Origin of the sequence: Citricoccus muralis, assembly GCF_003386075.1 — a bacterium.
In the GTDB taxonomy this organism is placed as follows: domain Bacteria; phylum Actinomycetota; class Actinomycetes; order Actinomycetales; family Micrococcaceae; genus Citricoccus; species Citricoccus muralis.
Genome location: NZ_QREH01000001.1, coordinates 2132046 through 2149353 on the forward strand (window position 1 = coordinate 2132046; position 17308 = coordinate 2149353).

Annotated in this window: 14 protein-coding genes and 1 riboswitch; of the genes, 3 read left to right on the forward strand and 11 right to left on the reverse strand. The window is 69.6% G+C overall.

The window, feature by feature from the left end; genetic code table 11:
• Positions 1 to 74: 74 nt before the first annotated feature.
• Together cls and C8E99_RS09465 are read right to left on the reverse strand one after the other, a co-directional pair.
• Positions 75 to 1574 carry a cardiolipin synthase gene (gene cls / locus C8E99_RS09460; RefSeq protein ID WP_115932076.1) on the reverse strand — a complete coding sequence of 500 codons (1500 nt, stop codon included), beginning with the start codon at positions 1572 to 1574 and terminating at the stop codon, positions 75 to 77.
• A 9-nt stretch (positions 1575 to 1583) separates the two neighbouring features.
• A complete protein-coding gene (locus tag C8E99_RS09465; RefSeq protein ID WP_115932077.1) occupies positions 1584 to 2195 on the reverse strand; it encodes a TetR/AcrR family transcriptional regulator in 612 nt (203 codons plus the stop codon).
• Positions 2196 to 2409: 214 nt separating this feature from the next.
• Here C8E99_RS09465 and C8E99_RS09470 point away from each other — a divergent pair, with 214 nt between their 5' ends.
• Complete coding sequence (locus C8E99_RS09470; RefSeq protein ID WP_115932078.1) at positions 2410 to 5151, forward strand: MMPL family transporter; 2742 nt, start codon at positions 2410 to 2412, stop codon at positions 5149 to 5151.
• Positions 5152 to 5223: 72 nt separating this feature from the next.
• Complete coding sequence (locus C8E99_RS09475) at positions 5224 to 6279, forward strand: aminotransferase class IV (protein WP_115932079.1); 1056 nt, start codon at positions 5224 to 5226, stop codon at positions 6277 to 6279.
• A gap of 3 nt (positions 6280 to 6282) precedes the next feature.
• On the opposite strand, the gene C8E99_RS09480 is transcribed toward C8E99_RS09475, so the two are convergent.
• The 3 genes from C8E99_RS09480 to C8E99_RS09490 are packed head-to-tail and all read right to left on the reverse strand — an operon-like array spanning position 6283 to position 9464.
• Complete coding sequence (locus tag C8E99_RS09480) at positions 6283 to 7134, reverse strand: energy-coupling factor transporter transmembrane component T family protein (RefSeq protein WP_115932080.1); 852 nt, start codon at positions 7132 to 7134, stop codon at positions 6283 to 6285.
• Entirely contained in the window at positions 7131 to 8735 is a 1605-nt protein-coding gene (locus C8E99_RS09485) for an ABC transporter ATP-binding protein (RefSeq protein ID WP_115932081.1), read from the reverse strand. Before C8E99_RS09485 ends, C8E99_RS09480 begins: the two co-directional genes overlap by 4 nt.
• A 3-nt stretch (positions 8736 to 8738) precedes the next feature.
• Positions 8739 to 9464 carry an ECF transporter S component gene (locus C8E99_RS09490; RefSeq protein ID WP_245952227.1) on the reverse strand — a complete coding sequence of 242 codons (726 nt, stop codon included), beginning with the start codon at positions 9462 to 9464 and terminating at the stop codon, positions 8739 to 8741.
• A 91-nt stretch (positions 9465 to 9555) separates the two neighbouring features.
• Positions 9556 to 9659: riboswitch (TPP riboswitch) on the reverse strand.
• 71 nt (positions 9660 to 9730) lie between these two features.
• Between C8E99_RS09490 and C8E99_RS09495 the strand changes: the two genes are divergently transcribed.
• Positions 9731 to 10042 carry a DUF4235 domain-containing protein gene (locus tag C8E99_RS09495; protein ID WP_245952229.1) on the forward strand — a complete coding sequence of 104 codons (312 nt, stop codon included), beginning with the start codon at positions 9731 to 9733 and terminating at the stop codon, positions 10040 to 10042.
• Positions 10043 to 10141: 99 nt separating this feature from the next.
• On the opposite strand, the gene mnhG is transcribed toward C8E99_RS09495, so the two are convergent.
• The 6 genes from mnhG to C8E99_RS09525 are packed head-to-tail and all read right to left on the reverse strand — an operon-like array spanning position 10142 to position 17185.
• Positions 10142 to 10588: a monovalent cation/H(+) antiporter subunit G gene (mnhG, locus tag C8E99_RS09500; RefSeq protein ID WP_115932082.1), complete on the reverse strand. Its 447-nt coding sequence runs from the start codon at positions 10586 to 10588 to the stop codon at positions 10142 to 10144.
• Positions 10575 to 10862: an MrpF/PhaF family protein gene (locus tag C8E99_RS09505; RefSeq protein WP_211309014.1), complete on the reverse strand. Its 288-nt coding sequence runs from the start codon at positions 10860 to 10862 to the stop codon at positions 10575 to 10577. Before C8E99_RS09505 ends, mnhG begins: the two co-directional genes overlap by 14 nt.
• Positions 10859 to 11455, reverse strand: coding sequence for a Na+/H+ antiporter subunit E (locus tag C8E99_RS09510; protein WP_115932083.1), 597 nt, complete (start codon positions 11453 to 11455; stop codon positions 10859 to 10861). Before C8E99_RS09510 ends, C8E99_RS09505 begins: the two co-directional genes overlap by 4 nt.
• Entirely contained in the window at positions 11452 to 13266 is a 1815-nt protein-coding gene (locus C8E99_RS09515) for a Na+/H+ antiporter subunit D (RefSeq protein ID WP_115932084.1), read from the reverse strand. The genes C8E99_RS09510 and C8E99_RS09515 overlap by 4 nt, the downstream gene beginning before the upstream one ends.
• Positions 13266 to 13958, reverse strand: coding sequence for a Na(+)/H(+) antiporter subunit C (locus tag C8E99_RS09520; RefSeq protein ID WP_115932085.1), 693 nt, complete (start codon positions 13956 to 13958; stop codon positions 13266 to 13268). The genes C8E99_RS09515 and C8E99_RS09520 overlap by 1 nt, the downstream gene beginning before the upstream one ends.
• The gene (locus C8E99_RS09525; RefSeq protein ID WP_115932086.1) at positions 13955 to 17185 is read right to left on the reverse strand and encodes a Na+/H+ antiporter subunit A; all 3231 of its coding nucleotides are present in this window, start codon (positions 17183 to 17185) and stop codon (positions 13955 to 13957) included. The genes C8E99_RS09520 and C8E99_RS09525 overlap by 4 nt, the downstream gene beginning before the upstream one ends.
• Between the last annotated feature and the right edge of the window lie 123 nt (positions 17186 to 17308).

Genomic DNA, 17308 nt, shown 5'->3' on the forward strand with positions numbered 1-17308 from the left:
ACGAGACTGTCGTGCGGCACCGCTCCATCAGCTTTGCGGGCAGAAATGAGTACTCATCTCTGCCCGCAAAGTGGTCACTGCAGGGCCGAGGTCAGGCGGAAGACGTTGTCCACCCAGCGCTGGGCACGCGGCCGGCCCTGCCATTCCGCCAGCGTCAGTTCCTCGGACACGGACCGGTAATCCTCGATCACGGGTTGCAGCGCCTCCACCGTCTCGGAGCCGACGGTCAGCACCGAGACCTCCATGTTCAGGGAGAAGGAGCGCATGTCCATGTTGGAGGAGCCGAAGACCGCCACGTCGTTGTCCACGGTGAACAGCTTGGCGTGCAGCACGTTGGGGTCCGGATAGCGGAAGATCCGGATGCCGGCCTTCAACAGCGCGTCATAGTAGGACTGCTGGGCATGGTGGACCATGAACTGGTCCGCCTTGCGGCAGACGAACAGTTCCACGTCCACCCCGCGCTGGGCCGCGGTGGTCAGGGCGTAGAGCATCGAGTCGTCCGGCACCAGGTACGGCGAGACCACCACGAGGCGCTCCCGGGCTGAATAGAACAGATGGTTGAACACGCGCAGGTTGTTCTCATTGGAGAATCCGGGGCCCGAGGGGATGACCTGGGCAATGCTGCCATCGTCCACCTCGAGCTCGGAGAGGTCGGGTTCGCGGAACCGGCCTTCGAGCTCGTCACCGGTCTCGGCGAACCAGTCGGTCACGAACACCACGTCGAGCGAGGCGACCACGGGGCCGGTGATGCGGCTCATCAGGTCCACCCATTCCCGGCCCATCGCGTGGGACGAGGCCCGCTTGTAGCCGGGCTCCACGAGGTTCTGCGAGCCGGTATAGCCCACCAGGCCGTCCACGATGAGGATCTTGCGGTGATTGCGCAGGTCCGGGCGCTGGTATTTGCCACGCCAAGGCAGCACGGGCATCGCCAGGTGGTATTCGAGCCCGGCCGCATCCAGCCGCCGCCGCAGCTGTCGGTAGCCCTTGACCCGCATCGAGCCGATGTGGTCGAAGAGGATCCGCACCGTCACGCCCCGGTCATGGGCCCGCTCCAGGGCCTCGAGCACCACGGAGGAGTACCCCTGCCGGTCCTTCGGGTCATCAGCGAGGATGTAGAACATCAGGTGGACGTAGTCCTGGGCCCTATCGATGTCCGCGGCCATCCTCTGCATGGACGCCCGGTAGTCGGTGAGGTACTCGAACTCGTTGCCGTCCAGCATCGGAAAGCTCGTCAGGTTCCGGGTCAAGCGCGCCGCCCCCACCACGTAGCGCGGGGCCATGCCGGCGTCGTTGGGCAACTGCAGGTGGGCGGTGGCCTGGCCGAGCGCCTCGTTGACCGCCTTCTGGCGGGATCGGCGCTGGCCGCCGAGCCGGAAGGAGCCCAGCAGCAGGAACAGGATGAGGCCGGGCAGCGGCAGGAAGAAGATGATGAGCAGCCACGCCATTGCCACCGCGGGGCGGCGGCCACCGGGGACGATACCGAGCAGCAGGATGCGGATACCGACGTCGATGATCCAGAAGAGCACGGTCAACCAGTCGGGGAAGATGCCGAACTCGGCGGTGGGCCAGAGCATCACCCCAGCTTACGGTGAGTCAGGTCTCCCGGACGGAACCACGAGGTCCAACAGCTGGTCGATCCACTCGGTGGTCAGGGGCCGGGAGAACATCAAGCGCAGCAGCAGGCTCGCCCCCACCGTCTCGGCGAGGAACTGCGGCGGCGCGGCCAGCCCCCCGGGATGGTTCCGGCCGTGCTCCTGGAACCGGGCGTCCAGCCCGGCCATGATCGGCTGCACCAGGGCCGAGTGCATGGCGGCGGAGGTTTCCCCGGCGGAGGTCAGGGCGGACATGATCGTCTGGATGAGGCGGGAGACCTCCGGCGCCTCGATCTCGGACTTGAGCGCCGCAAGCCAGGCCCCCAGGTCTCCGCGCAGGTCACCGGTGTCCTCGGGCACCCCGAGGGGCATCTCCAGGAAGCCCTCGGCCAGGGCCTCGACCACCACGCCGGCCTTGGAGCCCCACCAGCGGTAGATGGTCTGCTTGCCGACTCCCGCCGCGGCGGCGATCCCCTCGATCGTGAGCTCATGGAACCCGCAGCCGACCATCAGGTCCGCTGCCGCCTTAAGCACGGCCACGCGCGACTTCTCGCTGCGCGGCCGGCCCCGGTGCTCCACCGGCTTCTCCGCCCCGACACTCAATGACGCCCTCCTGCTCCTGTGATCCGTCCACCAGCTGATCTGTCCGCCAGCCTATGACCTGCGGTTCATGGCTCACCTCACACCGATCATTTCGAGACGAGACGTTCCGTCTACTATAGTCATTGCCGGACGTGTTGGGTGGCAGCAGGCCGCCGCATGACCCGTCCGCCGACTCTCCTGGCCGCCCATTCATCTCCTCAAGGAGTAACGCCTCATGGCTGAACTGCTCTACCGACTCGGCTTCGGGTCCTCCAAGCGCCCGTGGACCGTGATCAGCAGCTGGCTGGTGGTGCTGGCGCTGGCCGTGGGCGGCTTCCTCGCCTTCGGCGGGACCCTGACCTCCTCCATCACCATCCCGGGAACCCCCACCAGCCAGGTCACCGACCGGCTGACCGAGGAGTTCCCGGAGGCGGCCAACGGCGCCGGGTCCGTGGTGTTCCGCACTGCGGACGGCTCCGAGTTCACGGCGGAGCAGGAACAGCAGATCACCGACCTGATGGCCGAGGTCGGGGACCTCGAGGGGGTCGACTCCACCCTGGACCCCTTCACCACCGAACAGCAGAAGGCGGACGGGCAGCAGGACTTGGAGGACGGCCGCGCCGAACTCGAGGACGGCCGCCAGCAGCTGGAGGACGGCCAGGCCCAGCTGGACGACGCCGTGGCCCAGCTGGACGCGGCGCAGACCGAGCTGGACTCCGGGCAGGAGCAGCTCGACGCCGGCCAGGCCCAGTTGGATGAGGCGCATGCCCAGGCCGAGGCGGCCGGTTCCCCGGCCGCGATGATGGCCCAGCTCCAGCAGCAGCAGGCCGCCCTGGATGCCCAGCAGGAGCAGCTGGACGCGGCCCGCGCCCAGCTCGACGAGGGTCGGGGCGAGATCGAGACGAACCAGGCCACGCTGGACGAGTCCGCCCAGGAGTTGGCGGACGGCGAGACCGAGCTGGCCCAGGGCGAGCAGATGCTGAGCCTCACCCAGGACTACCGGACCGTGTCCGAGGACGGCACGGCCGCCGTCGGGACCGTGTCCTTCACCCTCCCGGCCATGGAGGTCGAGCAGGCCATCAAGGACAAGGTGGTCTCCACCCTGACCGAGGCGGACATCGCCGGCGTCGAGGTGCTGCCCGCCAACGACCTCTCCCAGGCCATCCCCCAGATCGCGGGACCGGCCGAGGTCGTCGGCCTGGTCATCGCCGGGATCGTGCTGTTCATCATGCTCGGCACCCTCGTGGCCGCGGGTCTGCCGATCCTCACCGCGCTGATCGGCGTGGCCATCGGCGCCGCCGGCACCCTGGCGTTCTCCGGGATGATCGACATGCTGTCCGTGACTCCGGTGCTGGGCCTGATGCTCGGCCTGGCCGTGGGCATCGACTACGCCCTGTTCATCATCAACCGCCACCGGCGCCAACTGAAGGACGGTGTCCCGCTGCACGAGTCCATCGGCCTCGCCACGGGCACCTCCGGCAACGCCGTGGTGTTCGCCGGCCTGACCGTGGTCATCGCCCTGGCCGCACTCAATGTCACCGGCATCCCGTTCCTGGGCCTGATGGGCACCGTGGGCGCCGTCTGCGTGGCCCTGGCCGTGCTGATCGCCATCACCATGATGCCGGCCCTGCTGGGCTTGGCGAAGTACCGCGTGCTCTCCCAGAAGGAGCGGGCCGCCGCCGACGCCGCGACGGCCGCGCCCACCAGCACCGGCAAGCACACCGCCGACGCGGAGCACGCCTCCCCTGCCGGCCGGGCACCCCGGCCGATGTCCACGGTGCGCGCGGTGCTCACCGCCGTCGGGTCCGTGGTGCTGCTGGCCGTCATCGCCATCCCGTTCTTCTCCATGCGTCTGGGCCTGCCGGATGGCGCCTCGGAGCCGCCGGAGTCGGCCAGCTACCAGGCCTACGAGACCCTGGGCTCGACGTTCGGCGAAGGCCGCAACGGCCCCCTCGTGGTGACGGCGGACCTGCCGGAGGGCCTGACGGACACCGAGATCGTGGACGAGCAACTGGCCGTCGCCCAGCAGCTCCAGGGCATCGAGAACGTGACCTCGGTGGTCCCGGCCGCCGTGTCCGAGGACAACGGCATGGCGATGTTCCAGGTCATCCCGGAGGGGGGCCCGAACGCGGTCTCCACCGAGGAGCTGGTGCACACGCTGCGCGCCACGGAGCCGGAGTCAGAGTCCACCAACCTGGCCGTGGCCGGTACCACGAGTGGTTTCGTGGACGTGGCGGAGAAGCTCGCCGAGGCCCTGCCGCTGTACCTGGGCGTCGTCGTCGGGCTGTCCCTGATCATCATGATCGTGGTGTTCCGCTCGCTGCTGGTGCCGCTGATCGCCACGGGCGGGTTCATCCTCTCCGCCTTTGCCGCGATGGGTGGCGTGGTGGCCATCTACCAGTGGGGTTGGCTGGCCACGGTCTTCCAGGTCCACCACCCGGCGCCGATCCTCGCGTTCCTGCCGACCATCATGGTGGGCGTGCTGTTCGGCTTGGCGATGGACTACCAGCTGTTCATCTCCACCGGCATGCGTGAGGCCTACGCCCACGGCTCCTCGGCCCGCGTGGCGGTCCAGCAGGGGCTGAAGGCCGGCCGCTCCGTGGTCATCGCCGCGGCCATCATCATGATCAGCGTGTTCGGCGGCTTCGTGTTCTCCGAGTCCGCCATGATCCGCCCGATCGGCTTCGGCCTGGCGTTCGGCGTGCTCGTGGACGCCTTCGTGGTCCGGCTGCTGCTGATCCCGGCCCTGATGCACCTGTTCGGCGACGCCGCCTGGTGGCTGCCGAAGTGGCTGGACCGGATCCTGCCGAACGTGGACGTCGAGGGTGCCTCGCTGGAGCGCAGCCACGGCTACTCGGATCCGGAGCTGGCCGGCGCTGAGGGAGCTGATGATGGCGGGGCAGGCGGGCCCGGCGGATCCGGCGACGGCGGAGACGGCCGGGGCCGCGACGATGACCCGGCACTGACCCGGGCCTGACACCGCATCACCACCGCAGCAGGGCGGGGCGCATCACGGATGTGCCCCGCCCTGCTGCGTAGGCTGTGGGCTATGACAGAGTCGCCCCAGCCAGCTGCACCGTTCGTCCCGGGTCCCGGGGAATCCGTGGTCGTCTATCTCGAGCCCGACGCCGGCCCGGCCGGCGTCGGCGTGAAGCTCCGCGTGGACGATCCCCGCCGACCGGCCATCCTGGTCACCGACCAGGGCTTGACTCGAGGGGACGGCGTGTTCGAGACCATGACCGCGGTGGCGGCTGAGGGCGCCGGCCCAGGCTCAGGCTCACCATTGCGGGTCCGCAAGGAGGACTCCCACCTGGCACGGCTGGCCACCTCGGCCCAGGCCCTGGAGATTCCCCTTCCGCCGGCCGCCGATTGGCAGCGGGCCGCCGCGGCGGGGCTGGAGGCGTTCGCCGCCGGCAACCCCGGCGTCGACGCCGTGGTGAAGCTGGTGGCCTCCCGGGGTCCGGAAGGGGCACCTGGCGGAGGGCACCACGTCAGGGCTGAGGCCGGCGTCGAGCGCTTGACCGGGACGTATTGGGTGCTCGTCTCCCCCGTGTCACCAGGGCTGGTCGCAGCCCGTGAGCGCGGCCTGAAGGTGCTGCTGCTGGACCGCGGTGTGGACTCCGGGGTGGCGGAGCGCGCGCCGTGGCTGCTGATGGGCACCAAGTCGCTGAGCTATGCCGTGAACATGGCCGCTCTGCGTTACGCCGCGTCCCAGGGGGCGGACGACGTCATCTTCACGTCGTCAGACGGCCAGGTGCTGGAGGGGCCGACCTCGACCGTGCTGATGGCCCGGCGGATCCCGCAGCAGGACGGCAGCACCGGGATCGAGCTGGTCACGCCCCTGCGCAGCTCCGGGATCCTGCCCGGCACCTCCCAGGGCACCATCTTCGCCGCCGCCCAGGCCGCCGGCTGGCAACTGGGCTATGGACCGCTGGAGCCTTCGGACCTGGTGGATGCTGATGGGGTCTGGCTGGTGTCCTCCGTGCGTCTGGTCGCCCCCGTGACCCACCTGGACGGCGAGGAGATCCCGCAGGACGCCGAGCTCACCGAGCTGCTGAACAACTTCCTGGCCGAGGACCGGGAGCCCGGCGAGCACGGGCCGTAACCCCTACGCCCACACGAGGTTGAAGGCCCCGGTGGCCACGGACAGGCCCACGGCGAGCGCGGACAGCCCGAGGCCTCCCAGAACCACCCAGGCGTCCACCGCGCCGAATCGGGACTGCCGCGCCCAGGTGCGGTCGCCGGTTCCGAAGCCCCGGGCCTCCATCGTGATGGCGAGCTTGGTGGCCCGGCGGATGGCCTGCACCATGAGCCCGAAGACCTGACCGAGCCAGGAGCCCAGTCGGCGGAGCGGATTGCCTCCCGTCCCGACGCCACGGGCGCGCCGGGCCTGGCCGAGGGTCCGCCATTCCTCCGTCAGCACGCCCAGCAGCCGGAAGGCCGCCAGCGAGCCGAGCACGAAGCGCGCGGGCAGCTTCAGCCGTTGGGACAGGGCGTCGGCCAGGTCGGTGGGGTCCGTGGTGATGAAGACCATCACGCCCGGCAGCGCCACCGCGAGGATGCGCAGCCCGGTGGCCAGCCCGGCCAGGACCGAGCCTTCGGAGATGCTCACCGGCCCGACCTCGACCAGGACGGCCCCGGAGTCCTCCCCGACCAGGGCGGTCCCCCATGCAGACACCAGCGCGGCCGCCAGCAGCACCCAGGCCCGGCGGAAGAATTCTCCGACCCGGATCCCGGACAACGGCAAGAGGGCCACGGCGGCCACCAGCACGATCCCGGAGGACACCCAGTCCATCGTCGCCACCAGCACCGCCGTCACCGGCAGCAGCGCCGCGAGCTTGGCCAGGGGGTTGGCACGCTCGAAGACCGAGCCAGCCTTCGGGCGGGACGGAGCAGTCCGTGCGGCACCCGCAGACCGGGCGGAGGCGGATCCGGCGCGCGGCGAGATCGGCAGGGTCATGATCGCGCCCCTGACTCCCCTGCGTTCACCGGATTCACCGGATTCACCGGCACCGCGGCCAGCTCGATCGTCCGGGCATCGAGCGCCCCGGCGAAGTCGGCGTCATGGGTCACGGCCAGCACCGAGCGGCCCTCGGCCACCAGTCCGCGCAGCAAGCCCGTGAGCACGGCCCACGTGTTGGCGTCCTGTCCGAAGGTCGGCTCGTCGAGGAACACCATCTCGGGCCCGGCCGCCAACACTGTGGCCACGGACAGCCGCCGCTTCTCCCCGCCGGAGAGCGTGAACGGGTTGACCTCGGCCAGCGATTCCAGGTTCAGCGCCGTCAGCAGCCCGTCCGCCCGCTGGGCGGCCTCCTCGTCGGTGAACAGCCGTTGCCCGCTCTCGGGGTCGCGGGCATGGCGTGGCCCGAACAGTAACTCGTCCCGCACGGTAGTGGCGACGAACTGGTGCTCGGGCTCCTGGAAGACGGTACCGATCCGGCTGACCAGGTCTGCGGCCTTCCACCGGTACGGGTCGTCCGGCAGGTGGCCGGCCCGCTCCCCCTTGAGCGCGGCGCCCGCCGTCAGCGTGCCCGCGTGGGAGGGGATCAGGCCGGCCAGGGTCAGCAGCAGCGTGGACTTCCCGCTGCCGTTGGCCCCGGTCACCACGACGGCCTCGCCGGCCCCCAGCTCCAGGTCCAGGTCCGCCTGGACCGGCGTCGGGGTCGGGCCGAAGCGCCGGCGCCATCCAGGTGCCACCGGTTCCTTCGAGACCGCCAGACCGCGCGCGGTCAACAGTGTCCCGGAGGGAGCCGCCGTCGGGCTGTGTGCGGACGTGGAGGTGGGGGTCATCGCCGCCGGAACGCGGCCGGGCACCCAGACGCCCGCCGCGGCTAGCTCGTCCCGGACGCGGCCCGGGGCCAGGAGTTCGCCCGGGGAGCCGTCGTGGCTGATTCCGCCGCCGGGCTCCAGGACGAGCATGCGGTCTACGTGGTCGGCCCAGATGGCCAACCGGTGCTCGACGACGAGCAGGGTCGCCCCGGTCCGCTCGACCACCGCGAGCACGGCGTCGCGGACCTCCAGCACTCCGGCCGGATCCAGGTTGGCGGTCGGCTCGTCCAGGAGGATCAACGGCGGGCGCATCGCCAGGATCCCGGCCAGGGCGAGGCGCTGTTTCTGCCCGCCGGAGAGTCGCGAGGTGTCCCGGGTCAGGCAGATGCCCTGGTCCTCGCCCAGTCCCACGGCGTCCAGGGCGTCCCGGACGCGGCCCCAGATCTGCTCCCTGGGCACCTGCAGGTTCTCGGCGCCGAACGCGGCATCATCGCCGACACGGGACAGGATCACCTGCGTCTCGGGGTCCTGCTGCACCAGCCCGGCGTGGCCGCGCAGCTGGCGGGACACGGTGCCGTCCACCTGCAGGGACCCGGTCTCCTCGGACTCGTCCGCGGGGTCCAGCACCCCGGCGAGGGCGTAGAGCAGGGTGGACTTGCCGGCACCGGAGGGCCCGGCCAGCAGGACCTTCTGCCCGGCCGGCACCTCCAGGTCCAGCCCCGCGACGGCGGGAACCGGCCGGCCGGCGTGGCGCCAGCCCCAGCCCGCCGCGGTGATGCGTGCTCCCGGCACCGCTCAGGCCACCGGCTCCTGGTGGGCACGGCGGGAGGCCAGGGCGGACAGGGCGCCCGTGGCCGCGAGCCCGCGCGTGGCCAGCCAGGACAGCAGGCCGGCGATCACCACCCCGGACACGCCCACCAGCCCCACGTAGATCAGCTTCCAGTCCAGCGTGTACTCGGGGAACCAGTTGAAGATGAACGCGTCATTGATGCCCCCGAAGATCCCGGTGAGCAGGCCGGCGAGCAGGGCTACCGGCAGCGTGAAGCGGCGGTAGAGGAAGGCCAGCAGGATCAGCTCGGCGCCGAGGCCCTGGATCACGCCGGAGGCGAGCACGGTCAGGCCGAACTGGGAGCCGAGCAACGCGGAGACGGTCGCTGCGACCAGTTCGGTGAACAGCGCGGCACCGGGCCTGCGGATGATGAGCCCGCCGAGCACGGCCGGGAAGAGCCACATCCCGGCCACCAGAGCGGAGGACGGCGGGAAGGCCGCGAAGGCGGGGCTCAGTCCGGCGTAGGCCAGGTTCCAGGCCCAGAAGATGACGCCGGAGGCCACCGCGATGACGGCAGCCACGACGATGTCCACCACCCGCCAGGAGCGCCGGTTCGGGGCGTTGCGGGACGCCTGCCCGGCGCCGGTGGTGGTGGTTCCGGTTCCGGTGCCTGCCGGCGGCGCGTGGCCGGCGTCGGGCCCGGGGGTGGTGCCGGAGTGGTGCGGGGTGTTGCCGGTCTTCATGGAGACCATGTGGTGTTCCTCCTCAAGGATGCAAGGAGGGGGACGGAACGGTACGCCACGGACACCCGCACGCGGATGCTGCCGGACGGTTCCTGACGTTCCATCAGAGAACTCGACTTCCTTCGCCGGTGCTAGCCGGAGCAGGTTCGAGGGTCTGCGCTGAGCGCACTCTCAGCACCCGAAGGTGCTCCCCTGTCGTTCACAGTGTCCGTCCATCATAGTCCACCCGGGGCGCGTCTGGGCCGGTGAACCGTTAGGCTGACTCTGAACGCGCAATGACCACCGTCAACGTCCTGGAGGAACCCGTGAACACCCTCGTGGAAAAGCTCATCGCCACCGGAATCACCATCGGCGGTGGCATCATCGGCACCAAGGTCGTGGAGTTCGCCTGGCGGAAGGTCACCGGCCATGACGCTCCGAAGGACCTGGACGACACCGAGTCCAACATGTGGAGCGCCATCACCTTCGCCACCATCTCCGCGGGCATCTCCGCGATCATCCGCGTCTCGTCCAAGCGCGGCGCGAACTCCGCCGTGAAGGCCATCCAGTCCCGCTCGAAGAGCAAGGCCGGGACCGCCGAGGTCTGAGGTCCGACGCCGGCCGGGCTCGGACCGGTTCAGCTCACCGGCGGCGACGGTCGCGCCAAGCGAGAGACGCCCGGGCTCAGCCGGCCCAGCGGGGCGTGTTCAGTCGCGGCCCTGCTGGTCCGTCGGGTCGTCCTTCGGGACGGTCCGCTGATCGTGGGCCGTGGCGGCCGGCTTGCCCGCGTCGTCCTGACGGGCGACCACGTCCGCGAGTTCGTCCACGTAGTGGAATTCCGGCTTGAGGTGCTTGGTGCGGTAGCCCGCCCGGCCCACGAGGTGGGCGGAGACCGGCGCGGTGAGCATCTGCAGCACCCACGCCAGCACCAGTACCGGCACCCACACCCACGCCCGCCAGGCGAAGGCCAGGGCCATCAGCACCAGCAGCAGCCCGAGCACCTGGGGCTTCGTGCCGGCGTGCATGCGGGAGAGCTGGTCCGGGAACCGGAACAGGCCGATCCCGGCCACGGTGGACATCAGGGCACCGAGGACCAACAGCACGGCGGCGATGCCGTCGGAGATCTGGATCCAGTCCAGGTCAGGCACGTTCATTGGGCTCCTTCCTGGCCTCGGCCACGAACCGGGACAGCGTCACCGATCCCACGAACCCGATCACCGAGGCCACCACCACGAACACGATGTTGTCCGTGTGGTGGTTCACGGCCATCTCCACGCACAGCGCGGACGAGATGACGATCAGCAGCACATCCGTGGCGATGGCCCGATCCAGGATCGAGGGCCCGCGGACGATCCGGTAGATCGCCGCCAGGGCGCCCACGCCCAACAGCACCAGGCAGATGATCCCCGCCCCTTCCAGCATCGTCATCCGAGCCTCCTCCCCGCCGTGGCGTCGGCGCGACGTGCTTCGTCCTCCCGCACCAGGGCCAGGTCCGCCTTGGTGCCGATGGCCCGGATGATCGCGGCCTCGGTGCTCAGGGCCTCGGCGCGGAAGCCCTCGACCGCCTCCGCGTTGTCCACGTTCAGGCAGTGCAGGAACAGGGTCGAGCTGGGCCGGTCCACGTCGATGACCAGGGAGCCGGGCACCAGGGCTAACGCAAGGCCCGTGAGCGTGACGATCAAGTCATCGTGGCTGCGCAACGGGACCGCCACCACGGAGTTGACGATCTTGGGCCCCTGCGTGATCGCGTCCCAGGCCACCGAGATGGAGGCGGTCACCACGTGCCAGAGGAACCGGAACGTGAAGACCAGCGCATACCAGAGATTGAAGCGGTCCGAGAAGTTCACCCGTGGCAGCCGGTAGAAGCTCAACGTCAGCATCGAGAACACGACGCCGGCCAGCAGCACCCCCGGCGAGAAGTCCTCCCAGAGGGCGCCCCACGTGAAGGTCAGCCCCAGGAGGATCGGCCATTGGCTCCAGAAGGAGCGGCCGCCGTCCTGGTCGTCCGGACCGGTGCTCATGGCTGCCCCCCTTCCGTGCTGTCTCCGACATCATGCCCCTCGGAATCACCGGGGATGGAATCCAGCACGCCCGGCCCGCTGTTGTCCTGGTCCGGGACATGGATGCCCCGTTCCTCCAGTCCACCCAGGTCCCGCTCCGCCTGGGCGGCGGCCTCCGGGCCGAGGACCGCCTCAATATAGGGCGTGCGCAGGAGCATGTCCGTGGCGGCCCGGTCGGAGAACGCGTAGAGCGGCCCGGCGAACACGGTGAAGGCCAGGCCGAAGGCCACGAGCGCGATCGTCGGATAGACCATGCCGCGGGCCGGCCCTTTGGCGATCTTGGTCGGGGTCTTGGTCTGGGTCTTGGTCAGGATCTTGGTACCGGCGTGCGTTGCGGTCTTGGTCTGCGTCTCGACCGCGACGGCCCTGGCGCTCCGGCCGGCCCGCCGGGCCTCCGTCTCCTCCAACGCCAGGACCAGTTTGGCCGGCGGGTGCTCCACGTCCTCCACCCGGCGCCAGAACGAGCGGGTCCACACGCGGACCATCACCAGCAGGGTCAACAGGGAGGTCACCGCCGAGGCGGCCACAAGCGCCCACGCCATGCCGTGATCCGCGCCCACGCCGGCCTGGATCAGTCCGACCTTGGCGAGGAAGCCGGAAAACGGCGGGATGCCGCCCAGGTTCATGGCCGGGATGAAGAACAGGATCGCGATCAGAGGTGAGATCTTCGCCATCCCGCCGAGACGGTCGATGTTGGCGGACCCGGCCCGCTGCTCGATCAGTCCGGTGACCAGGAACAGGCCGGTCTGCACCGTGATGTGGTGCACCACGTAGAACACCGTGGCCCCCAGCCCGAGCACGCTGGCCATGGCCACACCGAAGATCATGAAGCCGATGTGAGAGACGAGCGTGAAGGACAGGACACGTTTGATGTCGTTCTGGGCGAGAGCGCCGAGGATGCCGACGATCATCGTCAGCAGCGCCACCCAGAGCAGCAGTGAGTTCACCCGGTCTCCCGGGAACAGCAGCGTCTCGGTCCGGATGATCGCGTAGACGCCGACCTTGGTGAGCAGGCCCGCGAACACGGCGGTCACGGGGGCAGGGGCCGTCGGGTAGGAGTCGGGCAGCCAGAAGGACAGCGGGAACACGGCGGCCTTGATGCCGAAGCCGACGAGCAGCATCACGTGCAGCACCATCTGGACGTCCGGATCCAGTTCCGCGATCTTGACGGCCACGTCGGCCATGTTGATGGTGCCCGTGGCGCCGTAGATCATGGCGATGGCGATCAGGAAGAGCACCGAGGAGATCACCGAGACCACCACGTAGGTCACACCCGCTCGGATACGCGGTCCGGTGCCTCCCAGGGTCAGCAGCACATATGAAGCTGTCAAGAGGATCTCGAACCCGACGTAGAGGTTGAAGAGGTCACCGGCGAGGAAGGCGTTGGACACGCCCGCCACCAGGATCAGGAACGTGGGGTGGAAGATCGAGACCGGACCGCCCTGGTCCTGGTCCGTGATGCCCTGCGCGGAGGCGTAGATCAGCACCGCTAGCACGATCGCCGAGGACACCACCAGCATCAGGGCCGAGAACCGGTCCACCACCATCGTGATGCCCCACGGGGCCTCCCAGCCGCCGAGGAAGACGGCCACGGCACCCGTGTCCCACGTGGCGGCCAGCAGGAGGCACTCGAGGAGCAGTGTCAGGGTGATGGTGGTGACGGTGGTGGCGATCTGCGCCTTGGGGCGGCGGACCAACACGAAGGCCAGGGCTGCGCCGAGGATCGGCAGCAGGACCGCGAGGGGTGCGAGGGAGACGATGTCCAGGTCCATCACTCACCGTCCTTCGGTTCGCGGCCCCGTGGTCGGGACCGGGGGCTGCCGGAGCGTTCGTCTTCATCCGGGAGGTGGTCGTCGTGGCCGAGCGATCCGACGGGGTGTTCGCCCTCCTCCGGTTCGTGCCGCGATCGGCGGCCGCCACCCGGCCGGTGCCGGTTGGCGTCCGTCTTCACCTTCACCGTGCCGTCGGCACGGTGGCGGACCGCCAGGGCACCAGTGGAGGGGTTGATGGCCGTGGCGTGCTCGTAGTCCGCGTTCGGGTCCTCGTTCTCCTCGAGGAACTCCGACGGCTCCTCCAGCAGCTCCGCATCCTCCTCCGCGTCGAAGGAGGACTGCTCGGCGACCTTGACGTCCTCGGCGTCCACCAGGACCTCGTCCCGCCGGCCCAGCTTCCAGGACCGGTAGATCATGCCGAGCATGAAGGCCGTAATGGCGAAAGAGATGACGATCGAGGTCAGGGTCATGGCCTGGGGCAACGGATCCGTGTAGGCGCTGGGGTCCACGCCGTCCTCCACGAGCGGGGCCTGGCCGGGGGCACCGGCCATGGTGAGGATCAGCAGGTTCGTGGCGTTGGTGATCAGGATCATGCCCAGCAGCACGCGGGTCAGGGTCCGCTCCAGCAGCAGGTAGATGCTCACGGCGTACATCACGCCCATGACCAGCAGCAGCACAATGTTCACGCTCATGGCGTCACCGTCCCGGTTCCCGTGGTTCCCGCGGCACCGGTGGACCCGGTGGTGGACGTGGTCGTCGTGCCCGCCGGTGAGCCGGTGGCGGAGGTCGTGGCGGTGCCGGAGGCGGCCGTGCGCGAGGTGGCCGTTGCGAGGCCGGCGCGGGCCTCACGGCGGCGCTTCTCGGCCTCCACGAGCGCCGTGGTCTCCACCTCGTGGCGGCGGTCCACTTCCGAGCCGAGGGAGCGCAGGACATCGATGACCAGACCGACCACCACGAGGTAGACACCGATGTCGAAGATGGTGGCCGTGACGAATTTGACGTGCCCGAGCACCGGCAGGGTGAACTCGATGATGGCCGACTGGAACACCTGGCCGCCGAAGAACAGCGGGACCATGCCGGTGACGGCAGCCAGGGCGAGTCCTGAGCCCAGCAGGACACCGGCGGGGATCGGCATGGCCTGCTCAAGCTCGTAGCGGCCGCCAGCCAGGTAGCGGATGGTCAGGGCGAGTCCGGCGATCAGCCCACCGGCGAACCCACCACCCGGAGTGTTGTGGCCGGCCAGCAAGAGGTAGATGGACAGCAGGATGATCACGTGGAAGATGAGCCGGGTGACCACCTCGAAGATGATGGAGCGGCGTTCCGGGGCCACGGTGCGGCCAGCGACGAGCCACTGGTCCTCGTCCACGATGGCGAACTTGCGCACGGCGGCCAGCTGCCGGGACTCGGCTGGGCCCTTGGGGCTGTAGCGCCCCACCGAGCCCGAGGCCACCTTGTCCAGGTCACCGGTGCGGCGGTCCCGGTGCTGGATGAAGATCAGCGAGGCCACACCGGTGGCAGCCGCGGCGAGCACCGCGAGTTCCCCGAAGGTGTCCCAGGCGCGGATGTCCACGAGCAGCACGTTGACGATGTTGGCGCCGCCGCCGTCCTCATAGGCCAGCTGCGGCATCTCCAGGGAGATGGGGTCGGCGGTCCGGGAGGCCATGACGGTGATCGCCACCCAGATCATCACCAGGCCGAACATGATGCCGAGCAATGCATGTGCCCAGCGGATGTTGGTGCGGTCTCGGGTGTACCAGCCGGCCGGCAGCACGCGCAGGCCGAGCACCATGGCCACGAGGACGATGGACTCCACCAGCAACTGCGTCAGGGCCAGGTCCGGTGCACCCTGCAGTGCGAAGATGGCCGCCAGCCCGTAGCCGCAAACGGAGACGAGCAGCACCGCCATGAAGCGCTTGCGCGCCCGGATCGCGGCGATGGCGCCGGTGATGATGGCCGCCCCGACGAGGACCTGGGCGAGGGAATCTCCCCACGTCCAGTTCGCGGAACTGAAGATGGACGCGGCCATGCCCGCGCCGCCGTCGTGCTCGTGGGGGAACAGCAGCGCCAACAACGGCGCGATGAAGGCGACCGCCAGGATGATGAACAGGTAGAAGCTCAGGGAACCACGCTGGGTGCGGCCGGTGACCCAGACGGCCACGTCATCCAACCCCCGCAGTGCGGAGCGGTAGATGCGCTGGGCGTCCACCCAGGACGGCACGGCCTCCTGGAAACGGGCCACTCCGTCCTTGATGGCGTACAGGGCGAGGCCGAGCAGGACGATGCCCACGGAGATGGCCAGGATCGGAGTGAAGCCGTGCCACAAGGCCAGGTGAGCTGGCTCGGCACTTGGATCGAGGGCCGCCATCGATCCGCCGAAGGCCACGGGCAGGGCGTCCATGACGGTGGGGATGAAGGCGCCGACCACGCAGGCCAGAGCCAGCAGGGCGGACGGGCCCAGGGCGCCGGCGGTGACGGGGCCGTGGAAGCGGGTGTCCTCGACGGTCTTCAGTTCGCCGTCCGTGCGGAGCTTCTTGGTGGCGAACGCGCCCCACACGAAGCGCGCCGAGTAGGCCACCGTCAGCACGGAGCCGAGAGCAACGGCCACGAGCGGCGTCCAGGCCCAGACGCTGGCCCAGAGCCCGCCGCCGGAGCCGGCCTCAGCCCAGTGCTGCAGTGACTCGAGGACGGACTCCTTGGCCACGAAGCCGAAGAGGGGTGGGATGCCGGCCATGGAGGCGGCGCAGATGACGGCCGTGGCGGTCAGCCAGGGGTGGTTCCGGCCGACCCCGGAGAGCTTGGCCAGATCACGAGTGCCCGCCTCGTGGTCGATGATGCCGACGACCATGAACAGGGGCGCCTTGAACAGGGCGTGTGCCACCAGCATGGCCAGTCCGGCCATGGCGGCGTCCTGATTGCCGAGCCCGTTGGCGACCATGAGGAAGCCGAGCTGGGACACGGTGCCGTAGGCCAGGACCAGCTTGATGTCCGTCTGCCGCAGGGCGCGCCAGCCGCCGACGAGCATGGTCCAGAGGCCGACGCCGATCACCAGCGCCTGCCACCAGCCGGACTCCGCGAACGCCGGGGCGAGCCGAGCGACGAGGTAGACGCCGGCCTTGACCATGGCGGCGGCGTGGAGGTAGGCCGAGACCGGGGTCGGGGCGGCCATGGCTGCCGGGAGCCAGAAGTGGAAGGGTGCCTGAGCGGACTTGGAGAGGGCGCCCACGAGGACGAGCACGATGGCCCACTCCATGAACGCGCCGCCATAGGGACCGGCCATCAGCTCCGGACCGCGGGCCACGATCTCGGAGAGGCGATAGGTACCGGCGGCCTGACCGAGCATCACCAGTCCGACCAGCATCGCCAGACCGCCGAAGGTGGTGACGATCAAGGCCTGGATGGCAGACCGGCGGGCGAAGATGCGGTGGGCGGAGTAGCCGATCAACAGGAATGAGAGGACAGACGTCAGTTCCCAGAAGGTGTAGAGCACCATCAGGTCGTCCGTGGTGACCAGGCCGAACATGGCGCCGGCGAAAGCGATCAGCTGGGCGCCGAAGGCTGCATTGCGGGGCTCGTTGATCGTGAAGTACCGGGCACAGTACGCGAGCACGAGGGCGCCCACACCAAGGATGATCAATCCCATGAACGCGGCGAGGGCGTCCATTCGGAAGGACAGGTTGATGCCGAGATCTGGGATCCACTCGTACGTCTGGACGAGTCCGCCGGAAGCGGCGGCGGGCGGGGAGGCCCCGGCGTTGACGGCCTCATGGGCCTCGAGGACGGCGGGCAACTGGAACAGCAGCCAGACGAAACCTGCGGCCGGGACGGCAGCGAGGATGTAGAACCCGTTGCGGTTCGCGACCCGGAAGACCAAGGGGGCCACGAGTGCCATTGCAAAGAGAGCAATGAGCACAGTCAGCACGGGGCGGCCTCCATCGTCGGGGTGGGGGGTTGGTTACATCCTACCGGGCGCACGGCGACTGGATTTCCCGATTATTCTTGTGGCGTCAAGGGAATACCGACGGTTTGCCCAGTGTTTGTTCAG